The following is a 17,981-nucleotide window of genomic DNA, read 5'->3' as shown; positions in this document are numbered from 1 at the left end:
CTAGTGCGGCAACGATTCGCCAGATTGTTGACAAAAAATACTATTAGGGGCAATAGTGTAAAGGATTTGCGATCGGCTAACTCTTCGGAACGGGCGATCGAACTAACGTGGTGTGAGGAAAAAATGTCCAAATTTTTGTGGAAAGGACTTTTAGTCAGTCCTGCTGTATTAGCAGCAAGTTTAGTAGTATCTTCGACAGCCCTAGCAGCAGAGCAACCTGTAGAAATAGCCCCGGTAGCTCAAGCCAATCAATTAGAATTAGCAGGTGCTGCCATCGAGCAAGCACAGCCTGAAACAGCAGCCGTGACAGCCGAACCAACGTCACTAGCCACTAACTTAACTGTTGAAACTATTGACAAAGAAAACCTAGCAGCAACAGTAACCCCAGTTACCCAACAGACAAAAGCACCGGAAAACCCAGTTGCAGCAGACACAAGCGAAACCCAACCCGCAGTTGCAGCAGCAGACTTAAGCGCCCAACAACCTGTCGCAGAGGAAATCCCCGCAGTCGCGCCCGCCAACACAAGCGCCACGCCACCCGCCACACCGACCAATTTAAGCGCCGAAAAACCTGCCGCACAACCCGAGGAGATTTCCCAATCAACCCCTCCGGGAACCCAACCTCAAGCGCAATCAAATCTTTTAGAACAAATCAACCAATACAGCGCAGAAGACAGCGAAGATGCAGCCGGCCAAGTAACCTCAGTTTCGCAACTGTCCGACGTGCGCCCCACAGATTGGGCGTTCCAAGCTTTGCAATCCTTAGTAGAGCGCTACGGTTGCATAGCTGGCTATCCTGACGGCACTTTCCGCGGCAACCGGGCCATGACTCGCTACGAGTTCGCAGCCGGTTTAAACGCCTGTTTGGATAAAGTTACCGAACTGATTAGAGGTGGTACGGGAAATTTAGCAACCAAAGAAGATTTAGCTTCTATCCAAAGGTTGCAAGAAGAATTTGCAGCGGAATTGGCAACTTTGCGCGGTCGCGTCGATGCTTTGGAAGCGCGCACTTCTGAATTAGAAGCAAATCAGTTTTCGACTACTACTAAACTCAACGGCGAAGTGATATTTGCTGTGACCGGTATCGCCGCCGGAGATGATGCTGAGGGCCGCGAAGCTGATAGAACCACAGCTTTTGGCAGCAGGGTTCGTCTCAATTTTGATACGAGTTTCTCAGGTAAAGACTTGCTGAGAACTCGACTGCAAGTTTTGAATTTGGGTTCGTTTTCTACTAACAATACCAAAACTGCTGAAGGGGAATTGCGGTTTAATGCCGGGCCTTTCGGCGAGGCTAGCAATACTGTTGGTTTAGATGCGCTGCTTTACCAATTCCCTCTAGGCAAAAACACTACTGTAATTCTAGAAGCCAACGCCGGCGCTGCTGATGATTTTACCAACACAGTCAACCCTTACTTTGACGGAGACGGCGGCAGCGGTGCTCTTTCTAACTTCGGTACTCGCAACCCGATTTACTATTTGACTGGCGGTTCTGGCATCGCTCTGCGGCATCAGTTTGGGGAAAAACTCGAACTGAGTTTAGGATATTTGGCCGGCAACGCCGCCAACCCGACGCGGGGTAACGGTTTGTTCAACGGTTCTTACGGCGGTTTGGCTCAGTTGACTTTCAAACCGAGCGACAGCTTTGCTATAGGTTTAACTTACGTTAATTCCTACAATTTCGTGACCGGTACGGGGAGCAATGCTTCTAATTTCCCGGCGCGTCTCGGTTCCTTCGGAATTGACAGCGATAGCAATCTGCCTGTTTCTAGCAATTCCTACGGCGCGCAAGCTTCGTTGAAACTTGGTCGCCGAATTGCTCTTGGCGGTTGGGCGGGTTACACCAACCAGCGCATTTTATCGAACTTGGCTACTCCTACCGGTTCTGTTCAGCGGGGAGACCAAAAAATCTGGAACTGGGCGGCTACTTTGGCTTTTCCTGATTTGTTGAAAGAAGGAAATGTGGCGGGAATTCTGGTTGGTATGGAGCCTCGCGTGACGAGTTCTACTAATCGGAGTTTACCGGAAGATAAGGATACTTCGCTGCACATTGAAGGTTTCTATCAGTTTAAGTTGAGCGACAATATTTCCGTCACTCCTGGTGTGATTTGGCTGACTGCTCCGGATCACAATAATGATAATTCTGATTTGGTGATTGGAGTCATCAGAACGACGTTTACTTTCTAGGAGTTGTATGTTTGACACTCCCCGGCGTGAACGCGCGGGGATTCTTCGTTCTACGAGCTAACTTGCTCAGACAGGATTTCTCCAGTCAAAGTAGCGGTCAATTCTCCCGAAGCGTTGCTTGCATCTAGTGCAAAGGTTCCGGTATGCCCTACCGTACCCAATCCTCGACTTAGGATATTTCTGGCTGCATTCTCATCCCTATCTAATACACAACCACACTTACAAACGTGCGTTCTAGTAGATAGGGATTTTTTTACGTTTTCGCCGCAGACGCGAGCATTCTTGGCTGGTATATTGCGGATTCACCGCAACCGTCACGCGCTCAAACACTTTTCCAAAATATTCGAGCCAGACACGGAACTGATACCAAGATGCGTCGTTAATGGACTTCGCCAGACAGTGATTCTGCACCATATTTTTAATTCTCAAATCTTCGTAGACGACTACATCGTTTGACGAGATTACGCACCTTGCAAGTTTTATTGCATGGTCTTTGCGCTGTCTACTTATTTTGAGGTGGCGTTTGCCTAGAATCTGCCTAGCCTTGCCCCTGTTATTTGAACCTTTAACTTTGCTTGATACGCGACGTTGAGATCGTTTGAGGACTTTCTCACTTTTCCTTAGAAACCTCGGATTTGCAACCGTAACTCCGTTTGAATCGGTGTAATATTCTTTTAAGCCAATGTCCAGTCCGATTGTCGTACCAGAGGGTTCCGTGTTTTCCTTTCGATTGACATCAATACAGAACTGGACGTACACGCCATCCGCACGTTTTACCAAACGAACCCGTTTTATTTGGTTGATTTGGTAGAAATGCAAATCGCGTGTACCTTTTAGCTTGAGTTTGCCAATCCCTTTTTTGTCGGTAAAGGTAATCGACTTTCTGTCGCCTGCGAGCTTCCATCCAGTTGTTTTGTACTCAACCGAACGACAGTCTCTTTGGAACTGCGGGTATCCCTTTTTGCCCAGAACATTCTTCTTGCAGTTTTCGTAGAATCTGGAGATAGCCGCCCAAGCGCGTTCTGCACTCGACTGCCTTGCTTGGGAATTGAGTTCGTCGGCAAACGGAAACGTCGCTGCCAGTACAGCGCAGTATTTATTTAAGTCGTATTTATTCTTTTTCGGATTGTCTATCCAATAGCGCAAACAGTTATTGCGGACAAACTGAGCGGTACGAATTGATTCGTCTACTGCCTGGAACTGGCTTGACTTTCCGTAAGTCTTGAACTCAAAAACTAGCATTGCCTTACCTCCATGTTTATGCTAACCCAATCAGCACAAAACAGATGGTCGGGCAACAAAAAGTTACAATTAATTAAAGCCGTCCTAGAAGGACGGGGTTTTCAACCCAAAGTTTTGATAAGGTGCGCCGCCGCACCTTTTTTTGCGCTGAAATAAGCTCTAATTAGATTGATAGTGGTGGTGTAAATCTTTAAACTTGCATTGCATCAATATTCGCTCTGTTAACCGCAGATTTCCAGCTTAAGTAGGTAAACAAAATTAATTGCCGACTGAGTTGACTTGAAACCCTTGATACGTCTAAAGAGTAACAAAGTCGGATGTGTAATTAATTTTGTGTAGGTACTTACAAACACTGATTGACGCTGATAATTTAATAAGTCAACCGTTAATTTCAGGCAGATAACGCACGCTATAGCAGATAATTTCCAGATAGAAAGGCAATTTGGGCAATCTTGTGTTTTGTTTCAACAGAAATGACCAGCTTTAGCTAAAGCTGGTCTGCACAAATAGTTAAATCCGTTGTTTTTCCCACAGTGTTTTTCTCACGGCGAGGAAACCCGAGTTGCACGTTTCTTTGCAGCGGGTTCTAAGACAGATATCATCTCTCTTAAGCGGTACTTTTGCAACAAAATTTATTTTTTTGTAATACAACTTTACATTGAATAGAGATTTTTGAGGTTTGTAGTGAGGAATTTAGTCCTCGGATTGTTGGAAAACTGAAGTCGGATCGATCGAACTTATTGTATTTTAGTTGTCACCGCGTACATCATAATCATGCGGGGGCTTGCTGCGGTCTGCCCCAGACAATCCGCTCTTGTTTGTAGACAACCATACCAGGTTTTGCACCTTTCGGCTTATATACATATTTCGGTTCTGTATAAACCACGGGAACTTGTTCGCTGTGGCGGGCGCGACTGTAGTATGCAGTCATGTCGGCCGCAAATTGCAAATCGGTTTCTTGGGCGACATTACCGGGTGTCAGACGCAGCAAGGCGTGACTTCCGGGAATCTCTAGGGTGTGGAACCACAAGTCGTAGTCGGTGGCGGTACGAAAAGTGAGTTGGTCGTTTTGGCGGTTGTTGCGCCCGATTAATAATTCAAAGCCGCTGGGGGTTTGGTAGCGGTGAAATTCGATCGCAGCATTTTTGTCACTGCCACGGTAATCTGGTACAACTAGATATTTTTGCTGGATCAGTTCTTCGCGAATTTCGGCGAGGGTTTGCAAATCTTGGGTGTTGCGGTAGGTTTCGAGTACCGAAAGCGCGGCTTCGACTTGTTCCAAATAGTCGATTTCTTCTTGTACCGCGGCTAACAAAGGTTCTACTGCTATGCGGGCTCTTTTAAGTTTTTGGTGTTTTTTGTAGATTGCTTGAGCGTTTTGAACGGCGTTTTTTTCTAGGTTTAGGGGAATGGTAATTGGTTTTTCGGTTTCAAAGTCGGGGAGGGAAATTGATTTCATTCCTGGTTGCCAATGCTGCAAGTTTGCCATTAGCAAGTCGGCTTGGGATTTGTGGATATCTGCGCCGGCAGATTGCTGCAAGCGTTCTTTAAATGTGTTGGCTTTGAGGCGCAGTTTGGCGAGGATGTTGTTGAGTTTTTGGGTAAGTTGATGCCGCAGTTGGGCGAATAGTTGTTGGTTGATTTCGGCGGTGTAGTAGCTGTTGAGTAATTCTTGGACGGAAGAGTTCGGCAGCGGATTTTGTAGCGGATGTAGCTGATGTAACAGATTGGGGGAATTAGATTCCTTTTCAGATTCAGATTCTGGCTGTTTTTCGTCGGGTTTTGGCCAGTCGATGACGCTGTAGCCTTCGGGGGTCAAATTTGGTTGGAATTTGGAGTTTTCTAGGCATTGCAACCAGTACAGCCAGCGCTGAAATAGTTGCTGCCATTGGTGGGGATTGAGGCTGTCGGTGGATTGTTCGGGGTCTAAAGAGGCCGATCGAATCATGGACACTACTAAGTTTTTACTCAACCCTCGGTAATTCTTCAACAGATTGGTCTTTAATTGCCCCGGAACCAGGCTAATTCGTTCTTGCCAGCGGTTTTGAGGTTCGATCGCGCTTGGCACTGCATCGGTCAAAGAAGGGGGCAATTCGTAGGGTTGCCCGGTTTGGACTGGGCGGACGCTGGATTGTTTTATGCCGACTTGGTGGGCGCAGGTGACAACGAGATTGTCACTGGCGGTGAGGATGATGTTGCTGTATTTGCCCATGATTTCGGCGTAGAGATGCCAAAGTGCTCCTTCGCCGGGACGTTTGGCGAATTGCAAGTCGATGACTCTTTCCCAAGGGGACACGGGGGCGATGGAAACTAAGGCTAAGCCGCACAGTTGGTGGCGCAGTTGTTCGCTGAAGGTGAAGGTGTCGGGAATGCGGGGCGGGGGGTCGCCGACACAGATGCGGGCTGCTGTTGGATGGGAGGAAATGTCTATCCAGGCGCGCCCTTTCATGGTGCGGAGGGCCAGGGACACGGTAAATCGATCGCGCTGGTAGACTTGTTCTAGGCGCGCTGGCAGCCATTGGGCTCGCAGTTCGCTGCAAGCTGCGGTTAAAGTTGTAAAGTCTACGGGTTGCACGGTGGCCTCTTTGCGATCGATCGAATATGTATTTCTATACTGACAGATATTGGTCGTATTTTACCGATCGAATCAAAGTTTGGAAACGAACTGGAAGGGAAAGCATATCTATGCTATAACAACAGCTCGTTTGCGATCGAACAAAGGTATGCTGTTGGGCGATCGATCCATTAAGCAGGGGGAACGCCTCTTATTGAACACTATTCATCAGTGGTGAGTATATTTTGAGATAAATTCACCATTCTTAGAAGCTACAGACACGCTTTGTAATGACTTTTTAGATAAAAGATGAACTGATTAATAGTGGTTTTTACTTAATGCGAATTTTGAGAAAATAAAAATATTACAACCACTGTTTACAAGTTGTATGATATTGATTAATGAGTTATTTGTGAAAATTTATTTAACTGCAATAGCGAGAATCTTAGTCAAATAGTCATCATCCCACCAGCTCGAAGTCGCTTATTCTTTGTTCCAGTTTTTGAATTTTTTTATTATCAAAAGATTAAGCGAGATATGTCTGATTGTCGCAAAATTTTGCGGAGCATTATCTTTTCCGATCCGACAATCATCTTCACGAAAATCTATATCTAATACCCAATGTAAATAATTTTTCTTCCCCAATGACTGCGGACTGATTCACCAAATCTTTGAGCATCATTTGGTAAGCTACTAATATAATAACTAGTTTTAATAGTTGTTTTTCCCTTGACTATTCTTACGGATTCTATCAGACCTATACTATGAAGCTTCTTCCATTGATTGTCGGGTTAAATCTGCCCTTTGATGTCACTTAATATGGTTGTGATGTCGGATTTCTGAGCGACCATGATCACTCTCTTTTTTAGTTGAATAAGCTGTATGTATCAAGCCAGAAAATCCTTGTCTAATTGCTTGTTTAAACAACGCTTCTACTCTGACATATAAGGATGGTTGGTTATTTTTTAAGGCGATCGCGTAATCTCCTCCTTGTTCGACAATTGACTTCACAACTGAATTTTGACAGCCCAGATTATCAATCGTGACAATGCTGATCTTTAATTCCAATACTTTGAGTAAAGCCGGAATTACTGTGATTTAATTAGATTTTTTATCAACTTTAACTTGTCCTAAAACTAATCTTTGGCTATCGCCCAAGCACTGACCATATGAATCGCTTTTTTGTCTCCTACCGGATCTTAAGAATGGCGAAGAGTTTTGCCATCAATTGCGATTACTTCTCCTGGATTGAAGCAACTAATAGATTGAATCCAACTCAAAAAACATTTCTGAAATTGCTCAGTTTGAGGCAGGAAAATACTCGCACAATTGTGTCATGGCTCGATATACCATTCGGCAATTCTAAAAGTTTCTTTAACTAACCATTCGTGTTTAGCTCGCCCGTAAATTTCGATATCCACCCATGTATCAGCACCGCAAATTAATGCACAAATTGAGTCGTGATAATATCCATTAATTGATGATGTTTTGTCCGCTCAATTCTTGGGTATTCTCAGCCGGAAAAATGGTCGGCAATGGTGATTTTAGGTTTGAGTTTCATACAGGGCGAACTCTGATTAAATGTTTTGTAGGTACTCAATAATTATTCTCCAATATACCATATTCTGTTAATGTTAAATTTAGATGCGTTCACCCTGCTTTACTGTATGCCCGGTGTCAGAAGAAGCAAGCTTGACTCCCGCCACCCTGGGCCACGTACTCATCCGCTTCACGGCTTGACTCAAACTTTTATCAGGTGAGAGTACCTGGGATCTCATCGCCCACAAGGTGACTATCGGTGTGTAGACGCTTTGGTAGTAGGTTATCTTCTGCTTCGCTAGAATCTCCTGGACTAACGAATCTGGCAGCAGTTTCTCCCAAGGTGAGGCAACGCTCTGCAAAAATTGTTGTTTGAGAATGCACGCACGATTTGGCATAATGGAGAGAGATATTTTGGTTTGTAAGGAAATTATCTATGTATATCTTGCCTTACAGATTTTTTTTTGCTCACTTGAGCAGTGCGATTGGACTTTAGTCCGCAATCCGGGAGCCGACTAAAGTCCGCACTACGAACTAATCTTAGATATGTCAATTGACCGGACACGATATCAGCAAGCCCTAAATATTAGTAACAAAATAGCAATTTTTAATTATCTATGGATTATTGGTTGATGAAGTCGGAACCGGATGTTTATAGTATTGCGGATTTGAAGGGCGATCGTACTTCAATTTGGGACGGTGTTCGCAACTATCAAGCGCGCAATTTTCTGCGGGAAATGAGTCTTGGAGATTTAATATTTTTTTATCATTCTAATACTAAAATTCCGGGCATTGTCGGATTGGTGCGCGTGATTGAGACTGGGATTGCTGACCCGACTCAATTTGATGTTGATAGCGAATATTATGATGCTAAATCTCGGCTTGATGCGCCTCGCTGGCAAACTGTGAAAGTTGAGTTTGTGGAGGAATTTGCTAAGTTAATATCTTTGGATGAATTGAAAGCAAATTTTAGTGCTGAGGAGGTTTTGGTGGTGAGGAAAGGCAATCGCTTATCGGTGATGCCGGTGTCTGAAAGTGCTACTCAGAAGATTTTGAAGATGAAGTAGGATAGTTGAGGAAAGTCGGTATTGGTATTGAGTTTTTGGCTGTTTAGTAGCACAAAACAGAGGCTCTGCATTACCAGGCTTTTGCTGGTAACGAGCTATTAGGAGCAATAGGTAATATTCTGTCCGGTGGATTACCCTAAAAAAACGGTTTGTAGTGCGTCGTGGAGTCCTCTGTTTAAGAACGGATGGTCGTCCGCACTACGAACGGTATTAGAGAAATATTATTAGTTGAGTTTGTTTACTCAAATGTTGTAGGGCGCTTTGCGTCGCTAGAAATGGCGACACGCCCTACTAATATTTTTGCATTCTTGATTCTTGCTGGGGATTAATTCTTGTTGTCGAATCTGAGCAAGTCATGATTTGAGATTAAAGAATTGCAGGAAATATCTAAAATCTACGGTTGGATTGATGCTAGGGCCGATCGCAAATTACCTTGAAACTCGCCCAAAATTCGATCGCACTCCTGCATCTCCAAATTAGTCCAGTGCATCATCAAAGCTAATTTTACCGACTTGCCGCTTTTTTCTAGCAACAAACCCGCTTCTTCCCGGCTCAAATCAGTTAAATCCTGCAACATCCGTACCGCCCGATCGCGCAATTTCTGATTGGTCACTGCCACATCAACCATCCGATTGCCGTAAACCTTCCCCAACTTTACCATTACGCCAGTCGAAATAATATTCAAAGCCATTTTTGTGACTGTACCCGCTTTCAGGCGCGTCGAACCCGCCAGCACTTCCGGCCCCACCAACAACCGAATATCAACATCCGCCTCAAAATTCACCTGTTCGACGGGTACGCAGGCGATAAATACAGTTTTCGCCCCCCGCTGCCGCGCCGCCTGTAGGGCACCGGCTACAAAGGGTGTTGTGCCTCCAGCCGTAATCCCGACTACCACATCGAGATTGTTAATGTGACGGTGGGCGATCGACTCTGCCCCATCTTCGGGCCGATCCTCCAAATCCTCCGAACTCCGCACCAAAGCCCCCGCACCCCCGGCTATTATGCCTTGTACGAGCTCTGGCGGGGTGCAGAAGGTGGGGGGACACTCAGCGGCATCGAGTACCCCCAAACGCCCGGAAGTCCCCGCACCGACGTAAAACAGGCGGCCTCCTTGACGCAGAGATTCGGCGGCGATGTCGATCGCCCGGGCCAACTCTTCGCGGGCGCTGGCGATCGCGCTTAAGGTTTGGGCGTCTTCCCGGTTGAACAAATCCACTAATTCGATCGAACTGAGTTGGTCTAAATTCTCGCTGTTGGCATTCACCTGTTCCGTCAGCAGATGCCCCCGTTCTTCCACATTCTTCATTTTTTGTCTGTTGTTAATGGTCATTGGTCATTAGTCATTGGTCATTGGTCATTAGTCATTGGTCATTAGTCATTAGTCATTAGTCATTGGTCATTGGTCATTTTAGCCGCAGCAAGTCGAAGGCTAGTCATTGGTCATTGGTCATTGGTCATTGGTAATTTTAGCCGCAGCAAGTCGAAGGGTAGTCATTAGTCATTGGTCATTGGTCATTGGTCATTGGTCATTAGTCATTGGTCATTGGTTATTGATTTAGAGGAAAACCGCAGATAAATGCAGATAAACCCAGATACCTTTCAAATCTTGAGGCGAATGAATGCAATTCAAGTTGACTCACGACTCAATACTTAGTAGTCAATAGTCATGACAACTGACAACTGACAACTGACAACTGACGACTGACAACTGACAACTGACAACTGACGACTGACAACTGACGACTGACAACTGACAACTGACTACTGACAACTGACAACTGACAACTGACTACTGACTACTGACTCTTACAAAAGTCCTTCTAGTCGGCGGCGAATAGAATCCAGTTCGTTTTGGGAAACCTCAGAGTCCGAGTCCGCCTCCGGCTCCGGCTCTGGTTGCCCCTGCGCTTGCCACTGAGTCTGTGTTACATTGTCTTCTGGCGGAATCGCTAGCGCGCCCGCCGGTACCAGTTCCCAATCATAATCAACACTGTCGCAGAACTCCTTAATTTCTCGATCGTCGATCGCCTCGACAGTCGGTTCGGGGAAATCCTGAGCTTCCAACATCACGCCAAAGCGGGTGGCGTCGTCTTCTGACTCAAACATCAGAACTTTGTTGCGATCGCCGAGTTGAATGGTATGAATTCCCTCATTCTCGGTGCGGGCATTGAAGAGTAAGACGAACACTCGCATAAGTTTTAAAGACCTTCTTAACCACCGTTTTTTAATCTTAGAAGCGATCGGGCGATCGATTTGAGATTTGAGATTTTTGATTGAGGGCCGATCCTGCACGCGGCGCGATCGAGAGGATTTGAGGGATTTAGACGACTCGGTTGGAGATTTGAGATTTTTGATTGAGGGCCGATCCTGCACTGGGGGGGGAATCTAGAGAATTTGGGGGAGTTGGAGGACTTGGTTTTGGGTGGTGTTGCGTGTTTTGATTAAGTTCGGTAAAGGTTTTTGCAGTCTACCCTAGAGTGTGGGCGTGCCTTCTGCCGAGAGTTGGGTTCGATCGGCACTTCCGGCCTCTGTTCTGAGTCTACCAAAGGCAGAAGGCAGAAGGCAAAAGGCAAAATCAAAGAAATTCTACCGCATCGAACATTGGTTGATTTCCTTATTGGTGAATTCTCACAAGCTCTGAGAGACAAGCATGACTAACTCCGACGATGACAAAAACCAACTCGCACCCCGTCTCAGCCGCCGCTGGTGGCGCGTGCTGCTGCTTAGCGGTACGGGATTAGGCATTCTCGGCCTGGTTGGGGCGGTGGCCGCACAGGAGTGGGTGCGGAAAAACTTAGCTCCTTTGGTGCAATCTGAGGTCAGTCAGACACTCAAGAGGCCCGTGCAAATCGGAAAATTGGAGCGATTTTCTCCGACGGGTTTGCGGTTTGGCCGATCGAGCGTACCGGCAACTTCTACCGATCCAGATTACGCCTCTACAGAAGCAGTAGAAGTAAAATTTTCAATTTGGCCGCTGCTGTTCAACCGCACTCTCAAATTAGATCTTACCTTAATTAAACCCAGCGTTTATATCGAACAAGACAAGCAAGGTACCTGGATTAATATTCCTACATCCGAACCCAAAAAACCCGGTTTATTTAAAACAGAAATAGATGCCGTGCGCGTTGAAAATGTCAGCGCAGTTTTGGTGCCAAATCCCCCCATCGGACAGCCAAAATTGGCTCCTATTTCTGTAAGTCTGAACAACGGAAACGCTTTATTTCGCGAGCAAAATCAGCGCATCCTCTACGAACTCAACGGTCAATTTACTAATAATGATAATTTTGCAGTCAAGGGCGATTCTCTGTTGCCTGATGGTCAAACTAACCTGCAGTTGCAAGGTCAAAATTTGCCTTTGTCCGACCTCGCCCGCTTGCTAAAACTTCCGGGAATCTCTTTACAAAAAGGTCTGGCAAATAGCAACTTAACCGTGCAATTGCGAGAGAATAAATTATCAGCACTTACTGGAACGGCTAGTTTTGCCGGATTGCAAGCAAATATCAAGCCCCTGAAACAAACAATCCAAAATAGCAGCGGCCAATTGCGGTTTCAGGGAACTAATGTAATTGTGGATAGTTTGACTGCTAATTACGGTCTAATTCCAGTTAAAATAGCCGGAACAGTCGCAACAGGAGCAAATTTCAACCTAGATCGAGCTAGCTTCAATCTAATAACAAACCTGCAGCCTGTAGCCGTGGCAAATGTTGTCAGTACGGTAGAAGCAGAGTTAGGGCAGAAAGTGGTATTGCCGATCGCAGTAGCCGGAGAAATCAAGGCAGATACCAAACTGACTGGAACCGTTGCAAATCCAATGCTGACTGGTACGATCGCCTCCACAAAACCCGCTGTGGTCGATCGCCTGCAATTAAACAATATTAGCACTAATTTTAAGCTGGAACCGAGGAGAATGGCTCAAACCCCAACTCCCCAAACCCAATCTTCTCTTCCCCCATTTTCCTCTGTAGGTTTGGCTTTGAGCGATATCTTGATAGTGCCGGCTGCCGGTGGTAAAATTAGCGGTAAAGGTGAAGTCGATATAGCTTTAGGAAGCGGGAATTCGCGATCGGGTTTAGTGTTTGATTTGCAAGCTGAAAATGTACCCGCAGATAATCTCGCCCAAATTTACTCTGTCCAGATTCCTGCTACTGTTAAAATTGGCAACGTCTCCGCACAAGCTCAACTTTTCGGCCCTTTTGACAACATCCAAGCTAGAGTTAAATGGCAAGCGCTGCAAGGAAGTTTTCCCGCAAGCGGTGAAATTATCGCCGCAGGTAATGCGGTGGATTTGCAAAATACAGTTGTCAAAATTGGCGACACTAATGTAAAGGTGGATGCAGCCTTAAAAAATCGGCAGTGGGAAGCGTTGATCGAGGGCGATCGCATAGCTATTAATAGTTTGCAGCAAGTCTTGCCAGAACTTAATTTACCTCCGCAATTAACAGGTTTTTTCAGCGGAACCGCCGAGGCTGCGGGAACTCTGGACGATTTGAGTTTAAATGCGATCGCTGCTAACGCCAAAGGAACACTAGATATTGCTGACAGTATTGTTAATGTTCGTGGCAAACTGGAATCCGGCAGGTGGCAAGTTTATGGCAATACAGAACGAGTTGCTGTAAATCAATTAATTGATATTGGTTTACCGTTTGTCAACCTGCAATCCTCAGCAAATCTAGACAATCTAAAATCCAAAATCCAAAATCTCAAATCCCTGGGCGGACAGCTAACAGGTGAAGTTTTAGCGGCGGGAAATGTTGACAATTTGACCGCTAGCGGCATCAATATCAAGGCCAACGGCAAACTCAATTTTGCTGACAGCAATGTCAATTTGCAAGGAGAATTGACAGAGGGAAATTGGCAAGCAACCGCAGAAACCGATCGCACTTCCATCAGCCGCTTGGTAGATTTAGGATTGCCGATTTTAGATGTAGCTTCAGCATCCAATCCTGAAAATCAACAGTACAGCAATCTCAAATCAAAAATCCTAAGTCTAAAATCGATCGACGGACTGCTATCGAGTCAATTTACAGCATCGGGAAGTCTTGACAATTTAACCGCTAGCAGCATCAATGCCAGCGGCAGGGGCCAACTCAATCTTGCCGGCAGCAACGTCAATTTTAAAGGAGAATTGGCAGAGGGAATTTGGCAAGGAATCGCAGAAACCGATCGCACTTCCATCACCCGCCTGGTAGATTTAGGATTGCCGCTGTTAGATGTAGCTTCCACCTTCGCTGCTGAAAACCCCCAAACAGTCGCCAATCTCAACAATCTAAGATCCAAAATCCAAAATCTCAAATCCCTTGACGGACAAATATCCAATCAAATTCAAGCGTCGGGAAATCTGAACAATTCAACCGCCGCCGATATTTCAGCCAACAGCAGCGGTAAACTCAATATTGCCGACGGTACTGTGGCTTTTAAAGGTAAATTAGATGGTGGACGGTTGCAAGTTTTTGCTGATGCCGATCGAGTTATTCTCAGCCGCTTAGAACAAACAATCCGCGATACCCAACTGTTTACCCTGACGGCGACTTTGCCCAAAGGATTTGACGGCAGAGTTAACGGCCAATTGGCAGCAGCGGGCAGTTTGGATAACTTGACAGCCAAGGGAATTAGTGCTAAGGCAGAAGGAGTGATTTTGGTCGATCGACTAGGGGCGATCGATACTGCAGCCACATTGGAAAACGGCAACTTAGAAGCATTCCTAGAAACCAACGGAGTTACAGTCAGCAACTTAGAACAAACCCTCAAACAAACAGGTTTGCTGACAGCCAATTTACCGCCAGAAATTGCCGGCACCCTCGACGGTAAAGTCCGAATTTTAGGCAGTGTAGATAATTTAACTGCCAACGGCATCACCGCCAAGGGCGACGGACAAATTCGACTCGCCAACGGTGGCGGAGTTGTCAACGCCACCGGTAGCGCCGCCTCCGGGAATTGGCGCGCCTCAATCGAAGGCGACCAAATTGCCTTAAGTCGCTTCCAGAAAGCCTTTGAAGCCCAGCGCCAAAGCTTGCAAGCCAGCGGTTTAGTCTCCCAAGCCCAAAATCTCCCGCTATTGCGAGGCATATTTAACGGCAATGTCAATTTATCCGGCCCGATAGCCGCTGCTTCGGGGGCACCGCCCCTACAAAATGTTCGCGCCGGCGGCAGTTTCCGCATCTCCGAATTGCCGTTTTTGAAACAACCTTTTGACGCAGTATTTAACTGGGACGGAAAGCGGGTAGAAATAGAAAAAGCTGCAACTCCGGGTTTGACAGCCAGCGGTTTTGTGAATGTCGAACTCGAAGGTAAAGGATTGCCGTCAATTGAGAATTTGGATTTGGATATAAAACTCTCCAATTTTAACCTCGCAGCCTTACCAACTGAACAGTTGGCATTTTTGAAAGCAGCGAATGTCAACAATGCTTCAGAAACAAATCAGCCTGTTCGCGGCAATGTCGATTTCACGGGCCGCCTCACCGGAAATCTCTCCGCCCTCAGCTTGGTTGGCGATGTGGAAGTGCGGAATTTGGCAGTAAATCAAGTTGAATTCGATCCTGTACTGGCGGGGATTGTGAGTGCGAATTCCGATAAAAGTGTAAACTTGCGTTTGGCCGGGGCAAGCGACAAAATTGAATTAGCTTTAAATTCATCTTTTTTGCCGACTTCTTTCTTAGTTAAACGCGGGGAATCTGTAGCCCGCGGCGAAACTGAGGGAGAAACTTTGCGAGTGAATTTAAGCGATTTTCCCCTCGCTGCTTTGAATCTGTCGCCCGGTAAAGATGCCGGTTTGGGGCCGATAACTGGTACGGTTTCTGGACAGGTGAATGTACCGGGCTGGAAGATGCCGTTAAATCCGCAGACTTTGCAAGCAAACGGACAAATTGCGATCGCCCAACCGGCGATCGGCTACATTAAAGGTGATAGTTTTCAAGCCGAATTCAGCTATGCTAACGGCAACGCCACTCTGACAAACGGCATCTTCCGCCAAGGTACAGGTGAATACTTAATTTCCGGCAATGTCAAAACCGGCGCAAACCCGGAATTTGCCGGGAAAGTTAACATCAAGCAGGGCAACTTGCAGCAGATTTTAGTCGCTTTGCAGTATTTCAATTTAGGCGATTTAGCCAGAGGCCTCAAACCTCCCGTTTACGCTAACGCCGCCGACGTGCAAACTGTCGCAGTCGGAGAACCGGAAGCCCCGTTAATCGAACAATTGCGCCGTTTGGCAGAAATTGAAGTGCTTTTGCAGCAGCGGCAGGAGGTGATGGCCCAATCGCAAAAATTGCCGCCGCTATCTCAATTGCAGGGGACTTTTGGCGGGGAAATTGCTGTCGCCGGTTCTTTGCGAACCGGTGTGCAAGCTAAATTTAATGTTGAGGGCGATAATTGGCAGTGGGGCCAATATGTCGCTGAAAAGTTCAGCATTGAGGGCGGTTTTCAGGACGGGGTTTTAACTATTTTACCTCTGGAAATTCGATCGGGCAAAAGTGCGATCGGCTTTTCGGGACAACTAAGTCAAAAAGCTCAATCCGGGCAGTTGCGGGTAGAAAATGTGCCGGTGCAAAAGTTAGCCGAACTGGTAGAATTGCCCTTTGTAGATGTCACCGGAAATTTGAATTTGCGGGCGAACTTGGCCGGCAGTTTGGAAAATCCGCAGGCCACCGGAGAATTGAGTTTGGTTGACGGTACGCTAAACGGAGAACCGATTAAACAAGCTGACGGCAGTTTTAGTTACAGCAACGCCCGCCTCAATTTTGGCGGCAGCGCTTTGGTGACTCAAGTCGAACCGATTGAAGTTCAGGGAAGTTTGCCTTTTGAGTTGCCGTTTGCTGCTGTCAAACCTGACAGCAATCAAATTGATTTGAGGGCGAATTTGGAAAATGAAGGATTAGGAATTATTAATGTCTTGACTCCGCAAATTGCCTGGGTCAGCGGCAAGGGACAGGTGCAAATTCGTGTCGGAGGGACGCTGCAAGAGCCTGTAGCGGAAGGAATTGCAAATTTTGAAAATGCTACCGTCCGGGCGAGGGCTTTCCCAGAACCGCTAACAGGGCTGACTGGGACGGTGCGCTTTGAGGGCGATCGAATTCGGGTAGAAGGAATTCGGGGACAGTTGAGTCAGGGAGAAGTTGTGGCGCAGGGCGTGATTCCCCTGTCAGTGCCCTTTGCTGCGGGCGATGTCGATGCAGCAAATCCTTTGGCTGTCAATCTCGACAAGCTGGCCTTGAATCTCAGAGGATTGTATCGCGGTGGCGCAGTCGGTCAAGTCCAAGCCAGGGGCACGGCTTTTCGGCCGCGCTTGAGCGGTAACATTGAACTCTACGACGGCGAAGTATTTCTCCCAAGTGCGGGTGGCGGTGCAACTCAGTTAGTTTCTTCGCCTTCCGATTCCCCATCTTCTCCTGCGACAGAAGCTTCCCCTTCCGATTCCCCGTCTTCTCCTGCGGCCCCTCCTTCCCCTTCCGATTCTCCTTCCACGGCTTCGGCTTCTCCTTCCCCTTCCTTTGATGTGGTGTTCAGGGATTTGCAACTGAAGTTGGGCCGGGGAGTGCGGGTAACGAGTCCGCCGATATTGAGTTTCCAGGCGACTGGGGGTTTGACGGTGAATGGAACTTTAGACGATATTCGCCCGGAGGGTACGATTCGGTTGACTTCGGGGGCGGTGAATTTGTTTACAACGCAGTTTAAGCTTGATAAGGGGTACCCGCAAACTGCTACCTTTATAGCGGGACAAGGACTCGATCCGACGCTGGATGTGAGGTTAGCAACTTCGGTACAGGAAGTAACGCGCTTCCGCACTCCGGGAACTTCTGTCGCCTCTGAAATAGCCGACGAACCGACGAGTTTCGGCAGCGTGCGGAGTGTCCGAATTCAAGCGTTAGTGCAGGGAAGGGCTTCTCAGTTAGCCGAAAATCTGGAGTTGAGGAGTTCTCCAAGTCGATCGGAAACAGAGATTGTAGCGCTGTTAGGCGGCAGTTTCGTGCAGACATTGGGACAGGGAGACAGTACACTGGCGATCGCAAATCTAGCCGGTGCGGGTTTATTAAACAACCTGCAATCGGTGATTACCAACGCCACAGGATTGACGGAATTTCGGTTATTTCCAACTAGAATTCGAGGCAACCAAGGAGAAACAGCCAGTTCCAGTTCTGGGGGCGCTTCCGGTGCGGGTTCCCTCGGCATAGGTTTAGAAGTTGGAGCCGATATCACGCGCAATCTTTCGGCATCAATCATTCGAGTTTTGTCAGCAAATCAGCCGACAGAATTTAATTTGCGCTATCGATTGAGCGACAAAATTTTGCTCAGAGGTTCAACTAATTTTCAAGGAGACAATCGCGTTACTGGTGAATACGAATTGAGGTTTTAGTTATTGGTTATTGGTTATTGGTTATTGGTTGTTAGTTATTGGT

Annotated in this window: 7 protein-coding genes and 2 pseudogenes; 3 read left to right on the top strand and 6 right to left on the bottom strand. The window is 46.8% G+C overall.

Annotated features, from left to right (window positions below):
- Positions 1–123: 123 nt before the first annotated feature.
- Positions 124–2,184, top strand: coding sequence for an iron uptake porin (locus tag QUB13_RS14355; RefSeq protein ID WP_333381954.1), 2,061 nt, complete (start codon positions 124–126; stop codon positions 2,182–2,184).
- 50 nt (positions 2,185–2,234) lie between these two features.
- On the opposite strand, the pseudogene QUB13_RS14350 reads toward QUB13_RS14355, so the two are convergent.
- The 4 genes and pseudogenes from QUB13_RS14350 to QUB13_RS14335 all read right to left on the bottom strand — a co-directional run bounded on the left by QUB13_RS14350 (position 2,235) and on the right by QUB13_RS14335 (position 7,917).
- Positions 2,235–3,426 (bottom strand): annotated as a pseudogene (locus QUB13_RS14350) (RNA-guided endonuclease InsQ/TnpB family protein).
- 772 nt (positions 3,427–4,198) lie between these two features.
- On the bottom strand, positions 4,199–6,001 hold the full coding sequence (locus QUB13_RS14345; protein WP_333381858.1) for an Rqc2 family fibronectin-binding protein: 1,803 nt from the start codon (positions 5,999–6,001) through the stop codon (positions 4,199–4,201).
- Between the two features lie 399 nt (positions 6,002–6,400).
- Positions 6,401–7,481, bottom strand: a pseudogene (locus QUB13_RS14340) (ISAs1 family transposase).
- 139 nt (positions 7,482–7,620) lie between these two features.
- Positions 7,621–7,917, bottom strand: a complete 297-nt coding sequence (locus QUB13_RS14335; protein WP_333381856.1) for a hypothetical protein — start codon at positions 7,915–7,917, stop codon at positions 7,621–7,623.
- 219 nt (positions 7,918–8,136) lie between these two features.
- On the opposite strand from QUB13_RS14335, the gene QUB13_RS14330 reads away from it, so the two are divergent.
- A complete protein-coding gene (locus QUB13_RS14330; protein ID WP_333381854.1) occupies positions 8,137–8,586 on the top strand; it encodes an EVE domain-containing protein in 450 nt (149 codons plus the stop codon).
- A gap of 394 nt (positions 8,587–8,980) precedes the next feature.
- Here the strand turns inward: QUB13_RS14330 and murQ are convergent, their stop codons facing one another.
- Together murQ and QUB13_RS14320 are read right to left on the bottom strand one after the other, a co-directional pair.
- On the bottom strand, positions 8,981–9,895 hold the full coding sequence (murQ, locus tag QUB13_RS14325; protein ID WP_333381952.1) for an N-acetylmuramic acid 6-phosphate etherase: 915 nt from the start codon (positions 9,893–9,895) through the stop codon (positions 8,981–8,983).
- 500 nt (positions 9,896–10,395) lie between these two features.
- The gene (locus tag QUB13_RS14320; protein WP_194012547.1) at positions 10,396–10,782 is read right to left on the bottom strand and encodes a DUF3110 domain-containing protein; all 387 of its coding nucleotides are present in this window, start codon (positions 10,780–10,782) and stop codon (positions 10,396–10,398) included.
- Positions 10,783–11,239: 457 nt separating this feature from the next.
- On the opposite strand from QUB13_RS14320, the gene QUB13_RS14315 reads away from it, so the two are divergent.
- Positions 11,240–17,938, top strand: coding sequence for a translocation/assembly module TamB domain-containing protein (locus QUB13_RS14315; RefSeq protein ID WP_333381852.1), 6,699 nt, complete (start codon positions 11,240–11,242; stop codon positions 17,936–17,938).
- The last annotated feature ends 43 nt before the right edge of the window (positions 17,939–17,981 follow it).

The sequence above is a fragment of the Microcoleus sp. B4-D4 genome (assembly GCF_036705185.1).
GTDB lineage: Bacteria > Cyanobacteriota > Cyanobacteriia > Cyanobacteriales > Microcoleaceae > Microcoleus.
This window is presented reverse-complemented; position numbering and strand designations above follow the sequence as displayed.